Origin of the sequence: Ensifer sp. 4252 (genome assembly GCF_050434565.1) — a bacterium.
In the GTDB taxonomy this organism is placed as follows: Bacteria; Pseudomonadota; Alphaproteobacteria; order Rhizobiales; family Rhizobiaceae; genus Ensifer.
The window spans coordinates 163,313-188,385 of the sequence record NZ_JBNDIU010000008.1; the positions used below are offsets into that span (position 1 = coordinate 163,313).

Consider the following 25,073-nt stretch of genomic DNA (forward strand, 5'->3'; position numbering starts at 1 on the left):
GCCCCATTCCCGGAGCGTCGCAGATGCAAGACTTCCTCGAATTCCGATCCATCTCCAAGGGCTATCCCGGCGTTCAGGCGCTGTCGAACGTCTCCTTTTCGGTAAAAAAGGGCGCGGTTCACGGGCTGATGGGCGAAAACGGCGCCGGCAAATCGACGCTCATCCGCGTGCTTTCCGGCGACCAGTCCGCCGACACCGGCGAAATCCTGATCGACGCCGAGCCGCAACACTACCGCTCGGTGCGCGACGCCTTTCACGCCGGCGTCATCGTCATCCACCAGGAATTGCAGCTCGTCCCGGAACTATCGGTCGCCGAAAACCTCTGGCTCGGGCGCTTTCCGGGCAAGGCCGGCGTGATCGATCGCCAGCAACTGACCGGCGTTGTTTCAAAGAAGCTGGCCGAGATCGGCATCGATGTCGATCCGGCCGTCAAGGTCGCCTCGCTTTCGATCGGCGAGCGGCAGATGGTGGAGATCGCCAAGGCGGTCATGCTCGACGCGCGCGTCATCGCGCTTGACGAGCCGACCTCGTCGCTGTCCTCGCGAGAAAGCGAGATCCTCTTTTCCCTCATCGATCGTCTGCGCGCCAATGGCACGGTTATTCTCTACGTTTCTCACCGTCTCGACGAGATCTTCCGCCTCTGCGACAGCCTGACGGTGCTGCGTGACGGAAAGCTCGCTGCCCACCACCCCGATATTTCGAAGGTGACACGCGACCAGATCATTTCGGAAATGGTCGGCCGCGAGATCGCCAATATCTGGGGCTGGCGCGAGCGTAGCCTCGGTGATGAGCGGCTGCGCGTCGAAAGTATTTCAGGACCAAAGCTTCGCCACCCCTTGAGCTTCTCCGTCAAGCGCGGCGAGATCCTCGGCTTCTTCGGTCTGATCGGCGCCGGCCGCAGTGAAATGGCCCGCCTCGTCTATGGCGCCGATGCTCGCAACGCGGGATCGGTATCGGTCGACGGCGTCACCATCCAGGCGGACAGCCCACCCCATTCCATCCGCTCGGGCATTGTGCTCTGCCCGGAAGACCGCAAGTTCGACGGCATCGTCCAGGGACGCTCGATCGAAGAAAATATGACGATCTCCTCGCGTCGCCATTTCTCGCCCTTCGGCCTTATCAACCCTGGGAAAGAGGGCGCGCTTGCCGACAAGTTCATCGCCAAGCTGCGCGTGCGTACGCCGTCGCGCCGCCAGGACATCATCAATCTGTCGGGTGGCAACCAGCAGAAAGTCATCCTCGGCCGCTGGCTGTCCGAAGAGGGCGTCAAGGTGCTTGTTATCGACGAGCCGACACGCGGCATCGATGTCGGTGCCAAATCGGAAATCTACGAAATCCTCTACGAACTGGCCGCAGACGGCATGGCGATCGTGGTGATCTCCAGCGAACTGCCGGAGGTCATGGGCATCGCCGACCGCATCATGGTTATGTGCGAGGGCCGCGTCGCAGCCGACCTTCCAAGGGCGGAATTCGACGAGCGGCGCATCCTCGCCGCCGCCCTGCCGGACGTTCAAAACTTAAACACGCTTCCTCACGCACAGGTACGGTGACGATGACCTCCTTGAAAAAACTCCTTCTCGGCGAACAGGGCCTCGTCGTCATCTTCGCGCTCGCCTTCGTCGTCGTGTCGCTGACGGTCCCCAATTTCCTGACCGAGCGCAACATGCTCGGCCTGCTGCAGTCGGTCGTCACCATCGGCATCGTCGCCTGCACCATGATGTTCTGCCTCGCTTCGCGCGACTTCGATCTTTCGGTCGGCTCGACGGTTGCCTTTTCCGGCATGGTCGCAGTTATGGCGTCGAATGCGACCGGCTCGATCGTGCTTGGTCTTGCTGCCGCCCTTGTGTGCGGCGGCCTCGTCGGAACGGTCAACGGCGTCGTCATCGCCCGTTTCCGCATAAACGCGTTGATCACGACGCTTGCCACGATGCAGATCGTGCGTGGCCTGGCGCTCATCGCATCGGACGGCCGCGCCGTCGGCATCAATGATCCGAGCTTTTATCAGTTGGCTCTATCGCGCTTCCTCGGCATCCCGACGCCGATCTGGGTCATGGCGCTGTTCTTCGTCGCCTTCGGTTTCCTGTTGAACCGCACGGTCTTCGGCAAGAACACGCTCGCGATTGGCGGCAATCCGGAGGCCTCGCGCCTTGCCGGCGTCGACGTTGCGCGCATGCGCATCTGGATTTTTGCGCTGCAGGGTCTCGTCTGCGCCGTTGCCGGCGTGTTGCTGGCATCACGCATCACCTCGGGCCAGCCGAATGCGGCAACGGGCCTGGAGCTTTCTGTCATCTCGGCTTGCGTGCTTGGCGGGGTGTCACTTGCCGGCGGTCGTGCGGCAATGACCGGCGTGATCGTCGGCGTGCTGATCATGGGCATCGCCGAAAACGTCATGAACCTGCTCAACATCCAGGCCTTCTACCAGTATGTCGTGCGCGGCTTGATCCTACTACTGGCAGTCCTGCTCGACAACCTGCGCTCGTCGGCCGCCGGGCGGCGGGCGTAGCTGCCGCATGAGCGCGGACGTCCTGCAGCTTGGCAACGGGGCACTTTCAATCGAATTGAGCCGCTTCGGCGGCTCGTTCCTCTCTTGCACCTATCGCGGTGTCCCGATCCTTCGACCCACACGGACCGATGGCCTCGCCTCTGAGCGACACGGGGCCGAGGCGAGCTTTCCGCTCGTTCCCTTCGGCAATCGGCTGGAGGGTAACAGCTTCCTCCTCTCCGGCCATCGCTTCGCCCTCACCCCCAATGCCAGCGACCCATGTTATCTGCACGGCGACGGCTGGTTGGCGACATGGGAGATCGTCTCGCACAGCGAAAACGAAGCATGCCTGCGCTATGAACACCGCACGGCTTTGCCGAGCCCTTACGCCTATGACGCCGTTCAGCAATTCCGTGTTGAAGCCGATAGCCTGTCCGTGACGCTCTCGGTCACCAACAGGTCGGACCTGGCGCTGCCGATGGGCCTCGGGCACCATCCCTTCTTCCCGAAAACCGCCGGCACACGACTGACGGCGAAGGCCGATCACTTCTGGACCGAGCGAGCAGGCCACCTGCCCCATCAGTCCGGCCCGTTCCCGGGCGACCTAGATTTCCAGAGAGGCAATCGGATCCCGCCGCAATGGCTGAACAACGCCTATGAGAGCTGGGACGGCAAGGCGATGATCGAGTGGCCGGAGCATGATCTCCGCCTGGAGGTCGAAGCACAGCCGCCTTTCCGCCACTTCATGCTCTACGCGCCTAAAGACGCCGATTTCTTCTGTTTCGAGCCGATGACGCATTTGCCGAACGGTCATCACCTTCCGGGCTTTGGCGGTCTTTCAGTTCTTGAGCATGGCCAAAGCCTTGTCGGCACGATGACGCTATCGCCGCGCCTGATCTCGGAAGGGCGTTGACGAGAATGGAGCGGCGCAGACCGTAAGGACAGTTCAAACACCGAAGCGCCGCGCGTCACATTTGACACGCGGCGCTTCAATGGATTGTCGCTTGGAGCTATCTAGCGTTTACGCGGCAACCGGCTGCGACGCATCGTACTCCGTCGTCCATTGGACGGATGGCCGTGCGGCGCAGCGCTCGATCCAGGCCTTGACGGCAGGCACATCCGGCGTTGCTTCCGGGAACCATGCAAACGGCGAGTAAAGCAGCAGGTCGGCAGCCGAGAACTCGTCGCCCATCAGATAGGCACTTGCCGTGAGAGCCGTCTCCAGTTGCCGCGCCATTTCGGTCGAGCCGCGGAACGTGAACTGCAGATAGGGATGCGAAATCCCGGCCGCCTCGACGATCAGCACCGGCTCGACCACGCCGGCATACCAGGCGAGCCAGCTTAGATAACGGCCGCGCTTGGGATCGCCGGCAAGCGGCGCCAGTTTCTTTTCCGGGAAAAGATCGGTCAGATACTGAATGATGGCGATGCTTTCCCAGATGACGACGCCGTCATGCACGAGTAGCGGCACCTTGCCTTCCGGGTGCGGGTTCTTCGGATCCTTGGCTCCGCTGCCGTCGCCTCGGGTGATGTCGACGATGACGATGTTGACCTTGTCGAGCGCATCCAGTTCGCGAAGCAGCGTGATGATGCGCGAGGAGCGGGAGCGCGGGGCGTGAAAGAGCGTCAACATGGAAGTACCTCGATTGCGGTTGTTGTCTGCCCTCTTTATAAACCGATCCAACTGTCAATTTCCGTCAGTAGGCTCATGGCACGCAGCGATCGTTTGTTTCGTCTTCTCCAGGCGCTTCGCAGCCTGCCCCAGCCTGTCACCGCCGCGCGGCTGGCGGAAGAAACCGGCGTGTCGTTGCGCTCGCTCTACCGCGACATCGACAGCCTGCGCGCGGCCGGTGCCGTCATCGACGGTGAGCGCGGTTTCGGTTACCGCCTGACCGAAGACATCGCTCTTCCGCCCCAGACCTTCACGCGGCTTGAAATCGAAGCTCTTGTGCTGGGGCTCGCCGAAGTTCGCCACATGGGCGAGCCGGATCTGGCGAAGGCGGCCGAGGCAGTGCTTTCGAAGATAACCGCCACCCTGCCCGATCGGTTGCAGCAGCAGACGATCCATGCAGTCTCGCAGGTCCACCGTTTCGAGCAGAGGTCCGCGCCTGATATCGACGTCGGCCTGCTTCGCGAGGCCTGCTGGCAGGAGCGGGCAATCGTCATCGACTATGTCGACGCCGAGCGCCGGCACAGCGAAAGGCGCGTGCTGCCGCTCGGCATCGTCTATCTCGAAAATGTGCTGGTGCTGCTCGGCTGGTGCTGCCTGCGCGAGGATTTCCGCAAATTCCGCATAGACCGCATCGCCGAAGTAAGGACGACGGACGAAAGCTTCCGGCCCCGGCGCGTGCCGATGCTGCGCGACTTCATCGCCCGCATGAACGCCGGCGCAACGGATGCGGCGCCGGCCCACCGCAAGCTGTAGGCCGACGCCGCCAATGCCGCTGCAGAGAGGTGCTCAGAAGTCCGGCGCCACGCCGAAGACGAACTCCACCTGGTCGCCCGACATGTTGTAATATTGATGGTCGGTCCCGGCGGGAATGTAGAACCCATCCCGCGGGTTGAGCTCGAACCAAGCCTGACCTTCGGCGTCAGGAACATGGATATTGAGCGTTCCCGAAACAACGTAGAGGCATTCGTCACCCTTGTGGCGCTCCACGCCGGTGCGCTTACCGGCAAGCAGTGTCGTCTTGCCGACGGTCAACTGATCGGTGGCGCAATAGAGGCCGGTAAAGGCGCCTTGCGTCGCCTGATCGAGGCTCCAGAGAAGATCGGCATCGCGCATCGGATGGATCGTGCGTGCGTCGCGCTGGGCTTTTGCGTCCATAGGCCAGCGGCCGATAAACTCGCTCTGGCTGTAACGCGACTGCGCAAGCTCGAGATAGGGCTTGGTGCGCGCATAGGGGCCGGACGTGCCTTTCGCCGGTGGCGGCGCAAAGAACTCGAGAACGCGGACCTGCTCATTGCCGAGGTTGAAGCCGTGGTGCCACGTATCCTTGCGGAAGAAGAGCGCCTCGCCCTTCTGCGCAATGCAGAACTCCCCGGTTTCGGGATTGGCGAGACCAAGCGTGCCGCTCAGCACATAAAGCACTTCATCCGCACCGAAAATCGTCCGGAAGGCGTCGGTGTGCTTGAAGCAGCCGCCGGGCTGCATGCCGAAGACGATCTGATGGATGCTGTCGGTCGAGGCATAGATCCAGTCGTCGACGAGGCCGGCATTTTCCTCGCCCCAGAGGTGTCGGGTGACGCCGGCATAGGGGATGTGGCTGGTACGGTCGAAGACTGGACGCGGTGAAGGCTTGTAGCCCATCGGTAACTCCTTGGCTGCGGGCGCGGCATCGCGCGCGATTTGATGGTTTATGGCGCGCGCGTCCGCTCGATCAGGCGAGCGGTGACCTTGCGCTTCATGTCAGGATCGAGATGCATGACGTTGAAGACCTCGGCCATCCACAGGCCTTCGACGGCAAGGCGGATGATGGTGGCATCGACCGGATCGAGACCGTCGTCTTCGACCGCCGCCTGGCAACGGATATTCTGCTGGCGCACGATCTCGAGCAGATCGGGAAAGTTGGAGAGCGCCGCCGTGATGCTGGCGCCGAGGCGGTCGTATTGCTCGCCAGTGCTCGCGGCTTCCCCCAGCGTCGCACCGACATAGGCTCTCGTGTAGCGACCGTGCGGGTCCTCGTCCTCCTTCTCGATGCCGGCAAGACCGGTCTCGAAGCGGTAGACGAACCGTTCGACCATGGCGCGCACGAGAGCGTCCTTGCTGGCGAAATGATAGAGGATGCCGCCCTTGCTCAGGCCCGTCTGCTCCGCGACCCCGTCGAAAGTAAGCGAAGAAACGCCCTTGCCCACCACAATCGCCTCGGCTGCAGTCAAGATACGGTCCCGTGCGCTTTCACGTTTTGCCATGTCGGTACAATCCAGTGTTGAAAATCCTGCGCACGCTATAGCCCTGAACTTTCCCGCAGGCGATCGACGATCTCAGCCATCAGCGCCAGATCGTTGCGTGAGTCATCCAGCGTGGTTTTCGGCTGCGTGCCCTTGACCAGATGATCGTGGAAGGCACGCAATTCGAGCGCGAAAGGATCGGTGTAATCAGGGCCGAAGACCCGGGTCTCCGTCTCGGTGTCGGTGGAATCGATCACTTCCAGCGAGGTCGGCAGGTTGCGGATATAGGGCGTGTCGTAGCTGACCCGCAGCTGGCGGCGGTCGGACAGCACCTCGATGCGGGCATCGAAGCGGGCGACGTTGTCGATCAGCGCCTCGTAGATCGCGGTGAAATGGCCATAGTCGAAAAGCGCGACGATGGATTCTCCGTTGGCCTTGTGATGGGCGGCGATGACACGCTTCGGCATGCCGATCAGCTCGCGCATCGCCGAAAGGCTGTGCGACGATAGCCCGGTCAGGACCTGATAGGCGCGCATGAGATCGGCGGGCGCATCGTGGCCGACCACTTGCTTGAGCAGCGCCGCTGTCTGCGCGCGGGATTCGGCGAGAAACGTAGCGTCGAGATCATTGGGGTAGAAGATATTGCGGGTCTGTTTGATGAAGAACGGCCCCTCGCAGATGATGTCGCGCACGCGCACGTAGCGAACCGCTTCCTGCTCCGGCATCATTGCCTTGGCCCGGAGGAAGCTCGGTGAATAACGGCGCATATAAGCGACGAACAGCAGCCGGTCGGTGGCTTTGGCAAGCGGCGCAACTGCATCGATCTCGCCAAGGGTGAGGCAGGCCGGCTTTTCCAGGAAGACATGTTTGCCGGCCTTCAGCGCCAGTTCGAGATAGAAGCTGTGGGTCTGGTCCGGAGTGAGGATGAAGACGGCATCGATGTCGGGTGCCGAAACCAGCGCCTCGGCCGTTTCGAATGCCCTTGCACCAGGATAGCGCGCCGAACAATAGGCGGTCAGGCTCGGCGACACGTCGTAGACGCCGGCGATTTCAAAGAGATTCCGGTGATCCGAAAGGATCGGCAGATGCATGAGCTGGCTGACTTCGCCAAGCCCGATCAGACCAACGCGAACGACACGCATGAAAGCAACCTTTCCGCCTCTGGGTGAGGCAACAATTCAACCCTTGACCGCGCCGGCCGTCAGGCCGGAGACGATATGTTTCTGGAAGATGAGAGCGAGGATGACCAAGGGCACGGTGACGATCGTCGACGCCGCCATGATCGCGCCATAGGGGAATTCGTATCGGCTGGAGCCCGAGATCAGGGCGATCGCCACCGGCACCGTGCGGTTCTCGTCCGTCAGGATGAAGGTCAGCGCGAACATGAACTCGTTCCATGAGGCGATGAAGGCAAGCAGGCCCGTCGAGATCAGTGCCGGGCCCATCATCGGCAGGAAGATGCAACGCACGATCCGCAAAGGCGAGCAGCCATCCATGATCGCCGCCTCCTCGATCTGCTTCGGCAGATCGCGCATGAAGGTGGTCAGCACCCAGATATTGAACGGCAGCGTGAAGATCATGTAGGCGAAGATCAGCGAGCCGACCGTATTGTAGAGCCCGAGCCAGCGGATCATCTCGAACAGGCCCGACAGCAGGGCGATCTGCGGGAACATCGAGACCGCGAGCACCAGAAGCATGATCGGCGAACGACCGCGAAAGTCGATCCGGCCGAGCGCGTAGGCAGCGGCGATCGCCAGCACGAGCGAGAGTGCCACGACCGAGAAGGCAACGATCAGCGAATTCAAGAGGCTGCGCAGGAAGACGCCGTCCGACAGGATCGCCGCATAGTTGTTGAACTTCAGGTCCGGGAAAAAAGTCACGTCGAAGATCGCCTGGCCCGACTTCAGTGACGACGCGATCATCCAGTAGAACGGAAAAAGCGTATAGAGCCCGACGATACCGAAGAGGCTGTAGATCAGCACCTGATGCAGGCGTTTGCGGGTGTTGCTTCTCACCATGTCAAACTCCCAAAAGGCGGCGATTGAGACGGAAGACGGTGACGTAGATCGCGGTCACGACGGCGATCATCAGGAAGACGGCGGTACTGGCGGCGGAGCCCACCCCCATGTCCTGGAAATTGACGAGAACCTCACGGGCATAGATCGACACCGTCTTGGTATCGTCGCTGTTGGAAGAAAGCACGAAACTCAGGTCGAACATGCGCAGCGCATCGAGCAGGCGGAAGAGCACGGCAACCGCAATGCTCGGCGCCAGAAGCGGCAGAGTCAGCGAGGTGAACTGCTTCCATGCCGGCACGCCATCAATCGCCGCGACCTCGTAGATGCCGCGTGGCAGCATCTGCAGTCCCGCCAGGATCAGCAGAACCATGAAGGGTGTGGTGATCCAGACGTCGACGGCAATGATCACCGGCATCACTAGCGAGGCATTGGCGGTCCAGGCGATGCCGCTGTCGATGAAACCGGCCATCTTCAGCACATGGTTCACGATGCCGAACTGGTCGTGCAGCATCCATTGCCACATGCGGGCGCTGACGACCACCGGGATCGACCACGGGATCAGGATGATCGCCCGCATCGCGCCGCGCCCGGCAATGTGAGAATTGAGGAGGAGCGCGATCGTCAACCCGAGAGCGGTCTCTATCGACACGGAAATGACGGTGAAATACAGCGTGTTGCGAACCGATTGCCACCACAGCGGATCTTCGAACAGCGCACGATAGTTGTCGAAGCCGATGTAACTGTAGAAATCCGGCTCCGTCAGCAGCGCGTCGGTGAAGGAAAAGACGAAAGTGCGCCCGAGCGGCCAAAGGGCGACGGCGGTCAGCACGAGCAGGCTCGGCGCCAGAAACCACCAGGCGGTGCGGGCGCGGGCCAGGCGCAGTCCGAGGGATTTGATCACTCCACCTGACACCATGGTCTCAGACCCCTGCCGGGCGGAGTGCGATGTCGTCGGCGCCGAACAAGTGGGCCTTCGACTGCGTCCAGCCGATGGTGATGTCGGCATTCGGTCGGAGATCCGGCTTGCCCTGCACCTTCATCACCAGCATCTGGCCATCGCCGACGCGGGCATGGACCAGCGCCTCGCCACCGAGTGGCTCGACCAGCAGCACCTGCGCCGGTATCTGCACTTCGCCGCCGCCAAGCATCAGATCCTCGGGCCGCAGGCCGATGCTGATCTCGCCTTCATAGTCGATAGGGCCGAGAGAATGTGTGACCCCCATGACCCCCAGACGGCTCGTGGCCGCGTCGCGACGCAGCGTCCCCGGCAGAAAATTCATGCGCGGCGCACCGATGAAGCTGGCGACGAATTTGCTTGCCGGCCGCTCGTAGAGTTCCATCGGCGTCCCGACCTGGGCGATCCGGCCGTCCTTCAGAACGACGATGCGATCGGCGAGCGTCATCGCTTCAAGCTGGTCGTGGGTGACGTAGACGGTGGTTGCCTTGAGCTCGCGATGGATGCGGGCAATCTCGACGCGCATCTCCATGCGCAGATCCGCATCGAGGTTGGAGAGCGGTTCATCGAAGAGAAAGAGCTTCTGCGAACGCACCAGCGCGCGGCCAATGGCGACCCGCTGCTGCTGACCGCCGGAAAGTTGGGCGGGCCGACGGTGCAGCAGATGTTCGATCTTGAGGAAGCGCGCTACCTTCATCACCCGCTCCTTGATTTCACCGGCACCGATCCGCGCCGTCTCCAGCGCGAAACCGAGATTGCGCTCGACGCTCATGTGCGGATAAAGCGCGTAAGACTGGAACACCATGGCGATGCCGCGCTCGGCCGGCGGCGTTTCGTTCATGCGCCTGCCGCCGATCTGCAGTTCGCCGTCGGAGATTTCCTCGAGCCCGGCGATCATCCGCAGAAGCGTCGACTTGCCGCAGCCCGAAGGGCCGACGAACACCACGAACTCGCCTTCGCCAACCCTGAGGTTGACTTTGTCGATCACGGTCAGCGCCCCGAAACGCTTGACGACATCGGTTAGGTCAATTCCGCTCATATGCGCACCGCCAGTCTGCAAGTCCTGTTTGCAAGCGCCGCCACGCCGACCGCACAGGCCGTGTCGCCAAGGACGCTTCTGATGATGGGAAGATCCCGGGCACCATCGGCCCAGATGAACGGCCGCGTCAGGCTGGCAAGCCGCTCGTTGACCGATGGGTCGCCGCCGATACCGCCGCCGAGGATGAGGATTTCAGGATCGAGCGTGTTGACGAGCTGGCCGAGGTAGGAAGCAAGCGACAAAAGCGCGTCGCCGACCATCCTGGCCGCCTTCGGATCGTATACTTCCGCTTCAAAAAGCTGCAGCGCGGTCGTGCCCGGACGACCGATGAGCCTGCCGTAACGCTCGCCGAGGGCCTTGCCGCCGGCGAAAAGCTCAAGATTGTGGCGCACCGGCTGATCCTGACCTTCGCCGGCAAACGCTACGATGTCGCTGCCGGAAAAATGGATGGCAAAACCACGGGCGCCGGCATAGGGCGTGCCGCCGATCACCAGCGAATGCGACAGCCCGGTCGATATCGTCACATAGACGAAGGGATCCGCATCGACTCCGGCACCGATCCAGCCTTCGGCGAAGGCCGCTGCGCGGACATCGCTGTCGATATGGACAGTGCCGAACCGGCCGAGATGCTGACGATAATCGAGATCGCGCCAATCGAAATTCCAGGCCGATGCCGGTTCGCCGTCCCGCGTCACCAGCTCCGGCAAGCAAAGGCCGAGGCCCGCAGTCTCAAGATTGCGGACCTTGCCTTCGGCTTCCATCGCTACGGCAAGCACGCCGACCAGTTCAAGCACCGCTCGACCCCCGGCCTGGCAGGGCGTCGCCTCCGTGCGCTCGGCGACGACGGCACCATCGGCAAGACGCACGAGGCACGCCTTGGTCTTCGTTCCGCCGACGTCGATGCCGATCGCGTGCTGGCTCACGGGCGTGCTCGACCGGCAGCCGCAGCGTCGATGTGCAATTCGGCGGCCCGGCATTCGGCAACGATCGTTGCAGGCCATGTGGCATCATAGGCCGTGGCAGCGGTCATACGTTCGCAGGCGTAGCGTTTGCCCTCACCCCAGGCAATCATTGCCACGGATTTCGACAGCTCCGCGATCGAGGCGATACCGATCGTCACGCCATGGGAGGGCACGTCGTCGATGCCGCGAAAGTCTGGAAAGGTCGCAAGGTTGTCGCGTCGCGTCTGCTCGGCAAGGGCGACCACCCGCGTCCGGCTGTCACGGGCCGAGCCCGGTGGATTGAACGCGATGTGACCGTCGCCGGCGCCGGATGCGAGCAGGAAAAGATCGATGCCGCCAATAGCGGCAATGCGGGCATCGTAGTCACCGGGATTGCTTGGATCCGGCATCCAGAAGTTTGCCTGAGGAATGCGAAACTCGGCAGGGAGCGCCGCGTTGATCCGCCCGACGATCTCGCGCTCGCCGAATCCGCGGCAGGAGAAATGCGCCGATGAGAGGGGCGGCGTCAGGTCATTGTCATCGTTGGCCTGCAGATATTCGTCCATCATCACGATGACCAGCCGCGAGTAGTCGACCGCTCCCGCTGTCAACCGACGGCCGATCGCCTCATAGACCGGCATCGGGCTGCGCCCGCCCGGGCAGCCGAGCACATACGCGCGGCCCTCTGAGCCTCGCGCCCTGATGCCGTCGGTGATCCGCTCCGCCAGATGCTCGCCGATCGATAGCGGCGTATCGTGGATTTCGACCTTCATGCCTTTGCCCGCTGCGCAAGAAGCTCAGAAACGAAGCGGAAATTCCGTTCGGCGATGGTTTCCGGCGTGTCGGGATGGCCGCGCGCCAGATCCTGTTCAACCACCAAGGGACCGTCATAGCCGGCAGCCAACAACGCATCGACGAAAGCGGCGATGTCGACGATGCCGCGATCGAGGTCGGTCATAATGCCCTCTTCAAAGGCGCGGTCGCTGTGGATGCCTTCGGCAAGAACGCGTTCGCGGTAGGCGCCGTCGACGTTCTTCAGGTGGATGGCGTTGATCCGATCCCGGTGACGGGCAAGGAAGGCGGTCGGATCGGCCTTCCAATAGGCGTGGTGACCGGTGTCGAGACAAAGCCCGACGAGGCCCGGCTCCGTCTCGGCAAGCAGGCGCTCGATCTGCGGCTCGAGCTCGACGCATGTACCGACATGCGGGTGAAAGCTGAACTCCAGCCCGTGCGAGCGGGCGATGCGCGCAGCACCCATCGTCTGCTCGACGACGGAATGCCAGCCCGTCTCATCGACCACACCCATCTTGTCCTTCGGATAGAACTCGGATTCGTCCATCAGGATGAAATGCGTCGCGCCGATTTCAGACAGCAGCCGGCAGATCGCCTGCGTCTTTTGCTCAAGGATCGGCCAGGAGGCGGGATCGGCCAGCGTGTGAACATGGGCGGCCGCGACGACCGAAAGGCCGCGGCGGCCAAGCTCGGACGAAAGCACCGCCGGATCGGTAGAAAAGAAGCCGTATGGCCCGAGTTCGGTGAGCCGGTAGCCAGCCGCCTTGATGCGGTCGAGATAGTCGGTCCAGCCGATGTCGTTGCCTTCAGGCCAGTAAACGCCCCAGCAGCACGGTGCGATCGCAATGTTCACGGGTGATGTCCTCGATCTCCAGAGCATTTCCAGGAAAGGCGTGAAGCGGTTTTCCGTCAGGAAATGCGGACAAAACAAAGAGATAGAGCGTTTCTTCGGCTTCGTTTGAACCTGAAACGCTCCAGAAGAAAGGCGGGGCTTACCAGCCCCGCGCCTTCAGACGCTCCAAGTCGCTCGCGACCTTCGTGAGCGCATCGCCCGCACTTTCCTTGCCGCTCAGAACATTGTGCACGCCGTTGAAGATTCGCTGGGAGACCCGATTGTAGGATGCGCCGGTCACCTGCGACGGGCGCGAGGCGCTTTCGGCATAGGCCTTCTCGGCAAACTGCAGTGATGGGTTGGCGGTCAGAATGTCCTTGTCTTCGTAGAGCGCCTTCAGCGTCGGGCTATAGGCCTGAAGCGCACGGCGCTTCTGTTCCTTGGGCCCGGTCAGATAGCGGACCAGGCTGACGGCAGCGTCGACGTCGTCGGCGTATTTGGATACGCCGAGAAGGCCGGCCCCGTAACATCCGCTCGACTTCCCGCCCTCTGCCCCGACCGGCAATGCCATGACGCCGACCTTGCCGCGCAGCGACGATCCGTCGGCCTGCGTCGTGCCCCAGACGTAGCTCCAATTGCGATGGAAGACCGAGTTGCCGGCTTCGAATACGCCGCGCGAGCCTTCCTCGTCGTAGTTCAACACGCCTTCCGGGCTGATGCCGCCGATCCAGGTGCGGGCAAGATCAAGCGCTTCGGCGGCCTTCGGATTGTTGGCCGTGATCTCGCCCTCGGGCGAAATGAAGGTTCCGCCGCCGAAGGATGCCACCCATTCGAGCGCATCGCAGGTCAGCCCCTCATAGGCCCGCCCCTGCCAGACATAGCCCCACATGTCCGGGCTGCCCGATGCCCGCTCCTTGTCCTGGATGAACTTCGCCGTCTCGGTGAGTTCCTGCCAGGTCTTCGGCTCGGCCTTGCCGTACTTCTCCAGAAGGTCCTTGCGATAGAACATCAGGCCGGCATCCACGAACCACGGCATCGCCAGCAGCTGGCCATTGATGGTCGCGTCGGCGAGCGAGGATTCAAAGTGGCTGGAAACTTCGTCCGCGGGCACCTTCTGCCGGAGATCGACGAGGTGCGAGGCCAGCGTGCCGACCCAGATATTGTCGAGCGTCAGGACATCGACGTCGCCCGATTTGCCGGCGAGCAGCTGCTGGTAGAGCGGCAGCGCCTCGCCCCAGTTGGCCGGCATCTTGTTGATCTTGACAGTATTGCCGGTTTCCTGGGCCCAGGCCTCGGAGGCAGACTGGCAGAGCTCGAGCTCGGCGCCGGCCGAGCTGCAGAAAATCGACACTTCGGCCGCAGCCGCAGGATATGCGGCAAACGCCGCGGTGGCCAAGGCGGCCGCCTTCACACACTTCGTCCAATGCATTCTCGTCTCCTCCCCAGAAAACGTTTTGCCTCGATCAGTGATGACAAATCACTATACCGTCCAGACGGTACAGTAAAGTGGGGGAGATGACAAAATCAAAACATCTTTCGACGAGCCGCCAACAAGCCGCCGGCCTATTTCACTTAGTGCGGCAACGCCACGAAGCGAGCCCGCAAAAGAAAAAGGCGTGACCCACCGGAAAGTGGACCACGCCTTGCCACACCGAGATGCGGTCTTGCCCTGGGAGGCAGCTCTATTCGGCGGGCTGCAGGCCCTGAACCGGGCTTTCCGGCAGCGCCCGGCCGCCAAGGGTTGCGGCAAGCTGGGTCTCGTCCAGTTCGCCTTCCCATTTTGCAACCACGATGGTTGCCACCGCATTGCCGACGAAGTTGGTCAGTGCCCGGCATTCCGACATGAAGCGGTCGATGCCGAGGATCAGCGCCATTCCGGCGACCGGGACGGCCGGAACGACCGAAAGCGTGGCGGCGAGCGTGATGAAGCCGGCGCCGGTAATGCCGGCGGCCCCCTTGGAGCTCAGCATCGCCACCAGCAGCAGCAGCACCTGGTCGCCAAGCGACAGCGGAATGTCGGTCGCCTGGGCGATGAACAGCGCGGCCAGCGTCATGTAGATGTTGGTGCCGTCAAGGTTGAAGGAATAGCCGGTCGGAATGACGAGGCCCACAACCGAGCGCTTGCAGCCGGCCTTTTCCATCTTGCTCATCAGGCCCGGCAGCGCCGCTTCCGACGAGGATGTGCCGAGCACCAGCAGCAGCTCTTCCTTGATGTAGCGGATCAGCGCGATGATCGAGAAACCGTTGTAACGTGCAACCGCGCCGAGAACCAGGAAGACGAAGAGGAAAGACGTCAAGTAGAAGGTGCCGATCAGCATCGCCAGGTTGGCGATCGAGGCGACACCATACTTGCCGATGGTGAAGGCCATGGCACCGAACGCACCGATGGGTGCGGCCTTCATCAGGATCGCGACCAACTTGAAGATCGGCAGCGTCAGCGCATGCAGGAAGTCGACGACGGGCTCCGCCTTCTTGCCGACCATGGCGAGTGAAAGACCGAACAGGACGGAGATGAACAGCACCTGCAGGATATCGCCCTCGGCGAATGCACCGACAAGCGTGGTCGGGATGATGTTCATGAGGAAGCCAGTGATCGACTGCTCATGTGCCTTTTCGGCGTAGGAAGTGACCGCTTTGACGTCGAGCGACGCGGGATCGATGTGCATGCCGGCGCCCGGCTGCACCACATTGGCGACGACCAGGCCGATGATGAGCGCGAGCGTCGAGAAGGTCAGGAAGTAGATCATCGCCTTGCCGGCGACCCGCCCGACCTTGGCGAGGTCGGTCATGCCGGCAATGCCGGTGGCGACCGTCAGGAAGATCACCGGCGCGATGATCATTTTCACCAAGCGGATGAAAGCATCGCCGAGCGGCTTCAGCTGCGTGCCGATCTCCGGGTAAAAATGTCCGAGCAGGATGCCCGCGGCGATCGCCGCCAGAACCTGGACGTAGAGATGGCGATAGAAAGGTGTCTTGCCGCGCGGTTCCGCGGATTGGTCGATAATCATGATATCCTCCACTTGGCCCAGTCCGGCGTCATGCCGGGCCTCCCGGGCCCTATTTCCGAAGCGCGACAGCTCGGGCTGTCATGAGGATGTCATTTGCAATGGGCGTGCCAGATCGCAGCGCGACCGATTAGACCATTGAAATATCGCCACATTTTATTGGAACCCGGATCAGTTACACGAATATTTGAGCGGATATCCGCACAGATGATCTGGAAATCTGAGCGGATTAATGCACAATTCCGGCATGTCCATACCCACCTCGCTCACCATAAAACCAGCCGATCTTGATCGGCACATGCGCCGTGCCTGGTTGATTTTTGCCGTGGTCGCGCTGGTTCTGCTGGCAGCGGGGCTCTTTGTCGCCGGCGAATATGGGCGAAGGAAGGCGCTCGAAACCGTCGACATCCAAAGCCGCATCGATGCCAATCTCAAGGCGTCGCTGCTGAGAGCGGTGCTGGAGCGCCAGCGTGCGCTACCCCTGGTTCTGGCCGATGACGTCGAGGTGAAGGCCGCCCTAGAAAAAGGTGGCGATCAGCCGTTGCAGAGGCTCGACCAAAAGCTTGAGGCGCTGGCCGCCAATACGGATGCAGCGGTGATCTACGCGATCGGCCTCGACGGCGTGGCGATTGCGGCCAGCAACTGGCGCGAGCCGACGAGCTTCGTCGGCAACGACTACGCTTTTCGCGAATATTTCCGGATGGCGATGCGCGACGGCAAGGCCGAGCATTTCGCCATGGGCACCGTCAGCAAACGCCCGGGCCTCTATATTTCCAGACGCGTCGACGGGCCTGGCGGCCCTATCGGCGTCGTGGTCGCAAAACTTGAATTCGACGGCGTCGAGGCCGATTGGCTTGCTTCCGGCAAACCGGTTTATGTCACTGATCGGCGCGGCATCGTGCTGATCACCAGCTTCCCATCCTGGCGGTTCATGACGACGCGCAACATCCCCGGGGATCGTCTCGCCGCCATCCGCGACAGCCTGCAGTTCGGCGATGCCTCGCTGCTACCCCTGCCGTTCCGCCGGATCGAACCGACAACCGACGGGTCGAGCATGCTGACAGCACTTCTTCCCGGCAGCAGCGAGAAACAATATCTCAGGGTCGAGACCATGGTTCCCTCGACCAGCTGGCGACTGGAGCAGTTGGCGCCGCTTGACGCAGCCCTTGGCGCCGCGAGCCGCGAGGCAAGGTTGTTGGCGCTTGCCGTCATCGTGCCGCTGCTGGCGCTTGCCGCACTCTTCCTTCGCCGGCGCCAGGCGCTAACGCTGGTCGCGGCAAACGAGCGCGCCGCGCGCGATGAGTTAGAACGCCGCGTTGCCGAGCGCACGCAGGACCTGAGCCTTGCCCGCGATCACCTCGAAACCGAGATCGCCGACCACAGGCGCACGGGCGAAAGGCTGCAGGCGGTGCAGCAGGAACTGGTCCAGGCCAACCGGCTGGCAATCCTTGGCCAGGTGGCAGCCGGCGTCGCCCACGAGATCAATCAGCCGGTCGCAACCATCCGCGCCTATGCCGACAATGCACGCACCTTCCTCAACCGCGGCCAGCAGGAAACCGCGGTCGAAAACCTCGAAAGCATCGCCGCGCTGACCGAGCGCGTCGGCACCATCACCGACGAGTTGCGCAGCTTTGCGCGCAAGGGCCGTTTCACCGCCGAGCCGACGGCGATGCGCGAGGTGATCGAAGGCGCACGAATGCTGTTGCGCAGCCGCTTTGCCGGCCGCATGGACGCGATCGTCATCGATCTGCCTGATAACGGGCTCAGCGTGCTCGGCAACCGCATCCGCCTGGAACAGGTGCTGATCAACCTGTTGCAGAATGCCCTGGAAGCACTCGGCGACCGGACAGAGGCCGAAATCCTTGTGCGGTGCGAGACAGGCCCGTCCGACAGTGTTCTCCTGATCGTCGCCGACAATGGTCCGGGCATAAGGCCCGATATTCTCGAGGACCTGTTCACCCCGTTCAACACCTCCAAGGATCAGGGTCTCGGTCTCGGCCTTGCCATCTCCAAGGAGATCGTCGTCGACTACGGCGGCGACATCGAGGTCAGGACCAGCCCAGAAGGCACCGTCTTCACCGTCCGCCTGAAGAGGGCCTGAGCGATGCAGCAATCCGTATGCCTCGTCGACGACGACAACGATCTCAGGAAGGCTATGAAGCAGACGCTGGAGCTTGCCGGTCTGACTGTCTCCGCGTTTCCCGGCGCGGCCGAAGCCCTCGCGATCCTTGGGGCCGACTTTAACGGCATCGTCATCAGCGATATCCGCATGCCGGGGATCGACGGCCTGGCGCTGTTTCGCCGGATCGCCGCTTTCGACACTGACTTGCCCGTCATTCTGGTAACCGGCCACGGCGACATCCCGATGGCCGTTCAAGCCATGCAGGACGGCGTCTACGACTTCATCCCCAAACCCTTTGCCGCCGACCGTCTGGTGCAGAGCGCGCGCCGCGCGCTGGAAAAACGCCGACTGGTGATGGAAAACCGTGTGCTGAAACGCGCAGCTGATGTCGCCGGCGAAAGCCTGCCGCTGATCGGCCAGACACCGGTCATGGAACGACTGCGCCAGACCTTGCGGCATATCGCCGACACCGACGTGGATGTGCTGGTTGCCGGCGAGACCGGCAGCGGCAAGGAGGTGGTGGCGACTTTGCTCCACAATTGGAGCCGCCGCCGCAATGGCAACTTCGTGGCGCTCAACTGCGGCGCGCTGCCGGAAACAGTGATCGAAAGCGAGCTTTTCGGCCACGAGCCCGGCGCCTTCACCGGCGCCTTGAAGAAGCGCATCGGCCGTGTCGAACATGCAAGCGGCGGTACGCTTTTCCTCGACGAAATCGAAGCGATGCCACCAGCCACACAGGTCAAGATGCTGCGTGTGCTCGAAGCCCGCGAGATCACGCCGCTCGGCACCAATGTCGTGCGCCCGGTCGATATCCGCGTGATCGCGGCCGCCAAGATCGACCTCGGCGACCCCGCCCAGCGAGGCGACTTCCGCGAGGATCTCTATTTCCGCCTGAACGTCGTCACGCTTTCGATCCCGCCGCTGCGCGAGCGCCGCGACGATATCCCGCTGCTCTTTTCGCATTTCCTGACGCGGGCGGCCGAGCGTTTCAAGCGCGACGTGCCGGATGTTTCGCCGGCGGTGCACCACTATCTGATGTCCCATTCCTGGCCGGGCAATGTGCGCGAACTCTCGCATTTCGCCGAGCGCGTCGCCCTTGGCGTCGAAGGCTCGCTCGGGCAACCCGCCGCCGCCGCTGCGCCAACCGGCGCGGCCCTGCCCGAACGGCTCGAGCGCTACGAGGCGGAAATTCTGAAAGAAGCACTGCGGGCGCAGCACGGCGACGTCAAGGCGACGATCGAGGCGCTCGGCATTCCGCGCAAGACCTTCTATGACAAGCTGCAGCGGCACGGCATCAACCGTGCGGATTATGCCGATCGCCCGGCATCCGAAAAGCCCGGTCGCTAGACCATTTCCAGGAACAGTGCGAGGCGATTTCCCGTCAGGAAATGCGTAAAAAACAACACGATAGACCGTTTCTGCCGCTCCGTCTCATCCGGAAACGCTCTAGCGGACGGTCAACAGGCCGATTGCGCAACCTTCGGATTAGCGCTTGACGGCGCATCGGGATCGATGGCTATCTCTCAGCATTCACCAGGGGGGTCCCGTCAAGGGGCTGAGATACTGCTGGTCGGATCGGCTTGCCGACCGAGGCGCAGTGACCCGTTGAACCTGATCCAGTTCATACTGGCGTAGGGACGGTGCAGACATCGACGCCAGGAATCCGTCATTCGCGCGGAGTTTGGGCGAACATGTCTTTTCCTTCCGGCTTCAGAACTGGGTCTCCAACCGCAAACTTGGAGCCTCACCATGAATATTGCCACCAAACCCGCAGACCTCTCGGTCACCAAAGGCCCGCTTCCCGCCTCGAAGAAGGTCTACAAACCAGGCACGATCCACCCTGATATCCGCGTGCCCATGCGCGAAATCGCCCTGCATCCAACGTCGGGCGAGCCGCCGGTCACCGTCTACGATGCCTCCGGGCCCTATACCGTCGAAGACGCGAACATTCGCATCGAGGACGGGTTACCACGGCCGCGCCGAAACTGGATCATCGCGCGCGGCGATGTCGAAGCCTATGACGGACGCAGCGTTCGTCCGGAAGACAACGGCTTTGCCTCCGGCGACCGGCTGACGCCGACCTTTCCCTTCCGTCACGCGCCGCTCCGCGCAACCGGTCGGCGCGCGGTGACGCAGCTTGCCTATGCGCGAGCCGGCATCATCACCCCCGAGATGGAGTTCGTCGCCATCCGCGAAAACCTCGGCCGCGACGCCGCGCGTGCCACGCCGCGTGACGGCGAAAGCTTCGGCGCCCATATTCCCGATCACGTCACGCCCGAATTCGTTCGCCAGGAGATTGCCAGCGGTCGCGCCGTGCTGCCCGCCAACATCAACCACCCGGAGTCCGAGCCGATGATCATCGGCCGGAACTTCCTGGTGAAGATCAATGCCAACATCGGCAACTCGGCCGTCACCTCCTCGATGGCGGAGGAAGTGGAGAAAATGGTCTGGGCGACGCGCTGGGGCGCCGATACGGTGATGGACCTTTCGACCGGACGCAACATCCACAACATCCGCGAATGGATCATCCGCAACTCGCCCGTGCCGATCGGCACCGTGCCGCTCTACCAGGCGCTGGAAAAGGTCAATGGCATCGCCGAGGATCTGACCTGGGAGGTCTATCGCGACACGCTTATCGAGCAGGCGGAACAGGGTGTCGATTACTTCACCATCCATGCCGGCGTCCGGCTGCATTATATCCCGCTGACGGTCAATCGGGTCACGGGCATCGTCTCGCGCGGCGGCTCGATCATGGCCAAGTGGTGTCTGCACCATCACCGGGAGAGCTTCCTCTACGAGCACTTCGAAGAGATCTGCGACATCTGCCGCGCCTATGACGTCTCGTTCTCGCTCGGCGACGGCCTGCGCCCCGGCTCGATCGCCGACGCCAACGACGCCGCGCAATTTGCCGAACTGGAAACGCTGGGCGAGTTGACGAAGATCGCCTGGGCCAGGGATTGCCAGGTGATGATCGAGGGTCCCGGCCACGTGCCGATGCACAAGATCAAGGAAAACATGGACAAGCAGCTCACTGTGTGTGGCGAGGCGCCGTTCTATACGCTCGGTCCGCTGACGACCGACATCGCGCCCGGCTACGACCACATCACCTCGGGCATCGGCGCTGCGATGATCGGCTGGTTCGGCACCGCCATGCTCTGCTACGTCACGCCGAAGGAGCATCTGGGCCTGCCCGACCGCAACGACGTCAAGACCGGCGTCATCACCTACAAGATCGCCGCCCACGCCGCCGATCTTGCCAAGGGCCACCCGGCCGCACAGGTGCGCGACGACGCGCTGTCACGCGCCCGCTTCGAGTTCCGCTGGGAGGACCAGTTCAACCTCTCCCTCGACCCGGAGACGGCCCGCAACTTCCACGACGAAACCCTGCCGAAGGAAGCGCACAAGGTCGCGCATTTCTGCTCGATGTGCGGCCCGAAATTCTGCTCGATGCGGATCTCACACGACATCCGCGCCGAGGCGCAGAAGGAAGGGCTGGAAGCAATGGCCGCGAAATACCGCGAGGGCGGCGATCTCTATTTGCCGGTCGCTGAGGTCGAAGCTAAGAGTTAAAGCGCAACACGTCGGGAGGGACGCCTCACAGTCCTTCCGACGGCAAGGCGGATGCTGGGCCCGGGGGAATAGCTTGCCCCCTTACCGGTTGAACGATATGCAAGGCTCACGCAAAAGTCGCCACCGGCGGACCCGTCATTCACGCCAAGCTGCCGTCTTCTGCGGCGCTCTTGCAAGGTGACGAAAAAACGCCGTTTACGAGGAGAATGACTTGAGGACACGCCTGCTGAGACTGACGGCCCTGTCGCTAGGCGGCCTTGCGGCACTCGCTGGAGATTTGCCACGCCTCGACGACAGCGGGAGTTTTGCCGCGGGTTTTTCCTGGATTTCCGCCGCCCATGCGGACGACGCCGATGTCGGCGGCGGGAATGGTGAAAATGGCGCGGGCGGCAGCGACCAAGGTGGCGAAAACGTCGAGAGCGGCGGAAGCAACGGCACAGAGGGTGGCGGCGATGGGGGTGGTGGCGATTGGGGCACCGGTGACGGCAGCGGCGTAGGCGGCGTTCCCGGCGGTACCGGCGCAGGCGGCGGAGGTGCTGCCGTCATCGACAGCGATAGCCACAGCGAGCCCCACTCATCCTTGCGCGAATCACGGGATTACGGACCAAGCGGCAAGGTCTGGCACGGCGGCAGCAATTTCCTTAACCTTTTCCGCCAAACGCCGGAAAGGCGCTTCGAACGGAGCCAGCCTGAATCGTCTGCCCGGCAGAAGACCGTTGACACGAAATGAGAGCCTTGAAGACAGGTCAACTTCGTCGCAACGGAGGGGGACCTGCGCCATTTCTCGAAACCGGACTCCGGATGTGCGGTAGGAACGGGTTCTGACGCGCGAGAACAGATCAACTGGCGTCAGAGCTTTACATTCGAGATAGGTCTATCCCGATCACGACCTGCCGGGGTGTGGCGGCGCAGCTACGGATACAGAGCATCGTCTTTCTCGCCGCGAGTATTCCTAACTGCCTTTCCAGCCGCTGCAAGCAATCCGCTCGACGACATCGAGCAGCACATTCGCCCCGGCAACCAGATCATCCGCCTCCGTGTGTTCGCGCGGATTGTGGCTGATGCCGTCGCGGCTCGGCACGAAGATCATCGCCGTCGGCGCGATGCGTGCGATCATCTGCGCATCGTGGCCGGCGCCCGAAGTCATGCGCCGGCTCTTGAGGCCGCGCGCCTTCGCCGAAGCCTCGATCGTGGCGACAATGCCCAGATCGAAGGCGACCGGCTGGAAACGCGCAAGGCGCTCGACCGATATCTCGACACCCTCTTCAGCGGCGACACGCAGGAGGAAATCCGCAAGCGCCGCTTCGAGCCCCTGTAGCCGATCCTCATCCGGGTCGCGCAAGTCGACGGTGAAGGTTGCGCGCGACGGGATGACGTTGATTGCGTCCGGCTCAAACCGCATGGTGCCAATGGTCGCGACGCTCGGAGCGTTCGAGCGGGTTATATGATCGCGCAGGAAAAGGCCGATGCGGGCGGCCGCAAGCCCGGCGTCACAGCGCATCGCCATTGGCGTCGTGCCGGCGTGATTGGCGACACCGTCGATTGTCACGCGCTGCCAGGAGATGCCCTGTAGGTTTTCGACGGCGCCGATCGTGATCGCTTCGCGATCGAGCACCGGCCCCTGCTCAATGTGCAATTCGACATAGGCGTGGGGTTTCAACGAGCCGGGCTCGACGCTTCCGGCGTAGCCGATGCGCGCCAATTCAGATCCGAGCACCGTTCCGTCGGTTGCAACCGTTGCAAGTGCAGCCTCGACCGCAAGACCGCCGACATGAACAAGCGAACCCAGCATGTCGGGCGCATAGCGCACGCCCTCCTCGTTGGTGAAGGCGGTGACGGCGATCGGGCGCGCGGGCGTAAAGCCTTGCTCTTTCAGCGTCTCGATCACTTCGAGGGCGGCAAGCACGCCGTAGCAGCCATCGTAGATGCCGGCATTGATGACGGTGTCGATATGCGAGCCTAGCATCAGCGGCAATTGCCCTGCGTTGTCATGGCTTTGCCAGACACCGAAGATATTGCCGATGCGATCGATTGCGATATCCAGCCCCGCAGCCTCCAGCCAGCCGACAAGAGCGTCCCGCCCCAGTTTTTCGGTGTCGGAGGCCGCAAGCCGTGTCAGCTGGCCCCGGCCGTCGCGCCCAATCGCGCCGAGTTCGCGGATGCGCGCCAGCAGACGCTCGGCATTGATGGACTGATGAGGCATGTCGGTGTCGCCTTCGACTGTGTTGGTAATGAGCATCGCGTCTGTCATTGTCCGGCATCCGGTGCGGCCAGTCGTTGCCGGGCGATTTCGGCATGGAACCGGGCACCGAAGATCAGGGCATCATCATTGAAGTCGTAATGCGGATTGTGCAGCGGCGCGGATTCCCCACCGTTGCCGATAAAGACGAAGCAACCCGGCACATGATCGAGAAACCGCGCAAAATCCTCCGAGCCGGTCATCGGCTCGGCGGCAACGGCGACATTCTCCATCCCGAACACCACACCGGCCGCAGCGAAGACATGGTCGACGAGTACTGGATCGTTGAGCAACGGCACGAACTCGCGCGTGTAGTTCACCGCGACCTCGCAGCCATAGGCATCCGCCGTTCCTTTGGCGATCGTGCGCATCTCCGCCTCAATCTTGGCGCTGACCTCCGGGCGGAAACTGCGGGCATCGCCCAGAATCCGTGCGAGGCCGGGCAACGCATTGCGCGTGCCATCGGTCAGCACTTCCGTCACCGAAACGACGCCGATATCAGTCGGCGACAGACGGCGCGAGACGATCGTCTGCAGATTGACGACAGTGGCGCAGGCGGCAACAAGGGTCTCATTGCCCCAATGCGGCCGCGCCGCGTGCCCGCCGACGCCCTTGAGCACGATCTCGAAATTGTCTTCCGCCGACATGATGGCGCCCGGCCGTGTCTCGAATTTTCCGACCGACAGGCCCGGCATGTTGTGCAGGCCATAGACCTCGTCAAACGGAAAGCGTTCCAGCAGACCATCGGCGAGCATGGCAAGTGCGCCCTTCCCCCATTCCTCGGCCGGCTGGAAAACGAAGCGCACCGTCCCATCGAAGCCGCCGTCCTCAGCCAGCAGCTTCGCCGCGCCAAGAAGCATCGCCGTATGACCGTCATGGCCGCAGGCGTGCATCGTACCGGGCCGGGTGGAGCAATAGGCAACAGCCCCCTCTTCCGTGATGCGCAGCGCATCCATATCGGCGCGCAGCGCGATGGCGCGATTTCCCGTTCCACGCCGCAGCGTCCCGACCACCCCGGTGCCGCCGATACCTTCAGCGACCTCGTCGAGGCCGAACTCTCGTAGCTTGGCGGCGACAAAGGCTGCCGTTCGTTTCTCTTCGAAGCCGAATTCCGGATGGGCATGCAGATCATGACGCCACGCCCTCATCTCCGCCACAAGCCTGCCGATATCCGTGCTTGCCATTCG

22 protein-coding genes and 1 riboswitch are annotated in these 25,073 nt (G+C 62.7%); of the genes, 8 read left to right on the forward strand and 14 right to left on the reverse strand.

The annotated features are described in order from the left end of the window. The first annotated feature begins 23 nt into the window (after nt 1-23). From araG to ABIE33_RS17515, 3 genes are read left to right on the forward strand one after another with little or no spacing between them, the layout of a single operon-like run. Entirely contained in the window at nt 24-1,550 is a 1,527-nt protein-coding gene (araG, locus tag ABIE33_RS17505; RefSeq protein WP_429127282.1) for an L-arabinose ABC transporter ATP-binding protein AraG, read from the forward strand. Between the two features lie 2 nt (nt 1,551-1,552). Continuing rightward, nucleotides 1,553-2,503: an L-arabinose ABC transporter permease AraH gene (gene araH, locus ABIE33_RS17510; protein ID WP_429127285.1), complete on the forward strand. Its 951-nt coding sequence runs from the start codon at nt 1,553-1,555 to the stop codon at nt 2,501-2,503. Between the two features lie 7 nt (nt 2,504-2,510). After that, on the forward strand, nt 2,511-3,395 hold the full coding sequence (locus ABIE33_RS17515; protein ID WP_429127287.1) for an aldose 1-epimerase: 885 nt from the start codon (nt 2,511-2,513) through the stop codon (nt 3,393-3,395). Nucleotides 3,396-3,503: 108 nt separating this feature from the next. Here ABIE33_RS17515 and ABIE33_RS17520 read toward each other — a convergent pair whose 3' ends face one another. After that, on the reverse strand, nt 3,504-4,115 hold the full coding sequence (locus ABIE33_RS17520) for a glutathione S-transferase family protein (protein WP_429127290.1): 612 nt from the start codon (nt 4,113-4,115) through the stop codon (nt 3,504-3,506). Between the two features lie 75 nt (nt 4,116-4,190). Here ABIE33_RS17520 and ABIE33_RS17525 point away from each other — a divergent pair, with 75 nt between their 5' ends. Beyond that, nucleotides 4,191-4,907 (forward strand): helix-turn-helix transcriptional regulator, encoded by a 717-nt coding sequence (locus tag ABIE33_RS17525; RefSeq protein ID WP_429127293.1) that lies wholly within the window; start codon nt 4,191-4,193, stop codon nt 4,905-4,907. Nucleotides 4,908-4,940: 33 nt separating this feature from the next. On the opposite strand, the gene ABIE33_RS17530 is transcribed toward ABIE33_RS17525, so the two are convergent. The 11 genes from ABIE33_RS17530 to ABIE33_RS17580 form a co-directional block, all read right to left on the reverse strand. Then, nucleotides 4,941-5,792: a cupin domain-containing protein gene (locus ABIE33_RS17530; protein WP_429127296.1), complete on the reverse strand. Its 852-nt coding sequence runs from the start codon at nt 5,790-5,792 to the stop codon at nt 4,941-4,943. Between the two features lie 47 nt (nt 5,793-5,839). Continuing rightward, entirely contained in the window at nt 5,840-6,394 is a 555-nt protein-coding gene (locus ABIE33_RS17535; RefSeq protein WP_429127299.1) for a TetR/AcrR family transcriptional regulator, read from the reverse strand. 35 nt (nt 6,395-6,429) lie between these two features. Then, a complete protein-coding gene (locus tag ABIE33_RS17540; RefSeq protein ID WP_429127301.1) occupies nt 6,430-7,515 on the reverse strand; it encodes a Gfo/Idh/MocA family protein in 1,086 nt (361 codons plus the stop codon). A gap of 36 nt (nt 7,516-7,551) precedes the next feature. Beyond that, nucleotides 7,552-8,391: a carbohydrate ABC transporter permease gene (locus ABIE33_RS17545; protein WP_429127304.1), complete on the reverse strand. Its 840-nt coding sequence runs from the start codon at nt 8,389-8,391 to the stop codon at nt 7,552-7,554. A gap of 1 nt (nt 8,392) precedes the next feature. Then, the gene (locus tag ABIE33_RS17550; protein ID WP_429127307.1) at nt 8,393-9,307 is read right to left on the reverse strand and encodes a carbohydrate ABC transporter permease; all 915 of its coding nucleotides are present in this window, start codon (nt 9,305-9,307) and stop codon (nt 8,393-8,395) included. Between the two features lie 4 nt (nt 9,308-9,311). Then, nucleotides 9,312-10,385 carry an ABC transporter ATP-binding protein gene (locus tag ABIE33_RS17555; protein WP_429127310.1) on the reverse strand — a complete coding sequence of 358 codons (1,074 nt, stop codon included), beginning with the start codon at nt 10,383-10,385 and terminating at the stop codon, nt 9,312-9,314. Further along, nucleotides 10,382-11,308, reverse strand: coding sequence for an ROK family protein (locus ABIE33_RS17560; protein ID WP_429127313.1), 927 nt, complete (start codon nt 11,306-11,308; stop codon nt 10,382-10,384). Before ABIE33_RS17560 ends, ABIE33_RS17555 begins: the two co-directional genes overlap by 4 nt. Further along, on the reverse strand, nt 11,305-12,099 hold the full coding sequence (locus tag ABIE33_RS17565) for a 6-phosphogluconolactonase (RefSeq protein WP_429127316.1): 795 nt from the start codon (nt 12,097-12,099) through the stop codon (nt 11,305-11,307). The genes ABIE33_RS17560 and ABIE33_RS17565 overlap by 4 nt, the downstream gene beginning before the upstream one ends. Beyond that, entirely contained in the window at nt 12,096-12,971 is an 876-nt protein-coding gene (locus ABIE33_RS17570) for a sugar phosphate isomerase/epimerase family protein (protein ID WP_429127319.1), read from the reverse strand. The genes ABIE33_RS17565 and ABIE33_RS17570 overlap by 4 nt, the downstream gene beginning before the upstream one ends. 139 nt (nt 12,972-13,110) lie before the next feature. Further along, nucleotides 13,111-14,379: an ABC transporter substrate-binding protein gene (locus ABIE33_RS17575; RefSeq protein ID WP_429127322.1), complete on the reverse strand. Its 1,269-nt coding sequence runs from the start codon at nt 14,377-14,379 to the stop codon at nt 13,111-13,113. A 253-nt stretch (nt 14,380-14,632) separates the two neighbouring features. Then, nucleotides 14,633-15,958 (reverse strand): dicarboxylate/amino acid:cation symporter, encoded by a 1,326-nt coding sequence (locus tag ABIE33_RS17580; RefSeq protein WP_429127325.1) that lies wholly within the window; start codon nt 15,956-15,958, stop codon nt 14,633-14,635. Between the two features lie 229 nt (nt 15,959-16,187). On the opposite strand from ABIE33_RS17580, the gene ABIE33_RS17585 reads away from it, so the two are divergent. The 4 genes from ABIE33_RS17585 to ABIE33_RS17600 all read left to right on the forward strand — a co-directional run bounded on the left by ABIE33_RS17585 (nt 16,188) and on the right by ABIE33_RS17600 (nt 22,377). Next, a complete protein-coding gene (locus ABIE33_RS17585; protein ID WP_429127327.1) occupies nt 16,188-18,056 on the forward strand; it encodes a sensor histidine kinase in 1,869 nt (622 codons plus the stop codon). 3 nt (nt 18,057-18,059) lie between these two features. Further along, the gene (locus ABIE33_RS17590) at nt 18,060-19,424 is read left to right on the forward strand and encodes a sigma-54-dependent transcriptional regulator (RefSeq protein WP_429127330.1); all 1,365 of its coding nucleotides are present in this window, start codon (nt 18,060-18,062) and stop codon (nt 19,422-19,424) included. Nucleotides 19,425-19,602: 178 nt separating this feature from the next. Next, nucleotides 19,603-19,733: riboswitch (TPP riboswitch) on the forward strand. A 93-nt stretch (nt 19,734-19,826) separates the two neighbouring features. Continuing rightward, nucleotides 19,827-21,647, forward strand: coding sequence for a phosphomethylpyrimidine synthase ThiC (gene thiC / locus ABIE33_RS17595; RefSeq protein ID WP_429127333.1), 1,821 nt, complete (start codon nt 19,827-19,829; stop codon nt 21,645-21,647). Nucleotides 21,648-21,858: 211 nt separating this feature from the next. Further along, nucleotides 21,859-22,377, forward strand: coding sequence for a hypothetical protein (locus ABIE33_RS17600; protein ID WP_429127336.1), 519 nt, complete (start codon nt 21,859-21,861; stop codon nt 22,375-22,377). A gap of 222 nt (nt 22,378-22,599) precedes the next feature. Here the strand turns inward: ABIE33_RS17600 and ABIE33_RS17605 are convergent, their stop codons facing one another. Together ABIE33_RS17605 and ABIE33_RS17610 are read right to left on the reverse strand one after the other, a co-directional pair. After that, nucleotides 22,600-23,850, reverse strand: a complete 1,251-nt coding sequence (locus ABIE33_RS17605) for a Zn-dependent hydrolase (protein WP_429127479.1) — start codon at nt 23,848-23,850, stop codon at nt 22,600-22,602. Nucleotides 23,851-23,894: 44 nt separating this feature from the next. After that, a complete protein-coding gene (locus tag ABIE33_RS17610; protein WP_429127339.1) occupies nt 23,895-25,070 on the reverse strand; it encodes a M20 aminoacylase family protein in 1,176 nt (391 codons plus the stop codon). Nucleotides 25,071-25,073 lie beyond the last annotated feature (3 nt).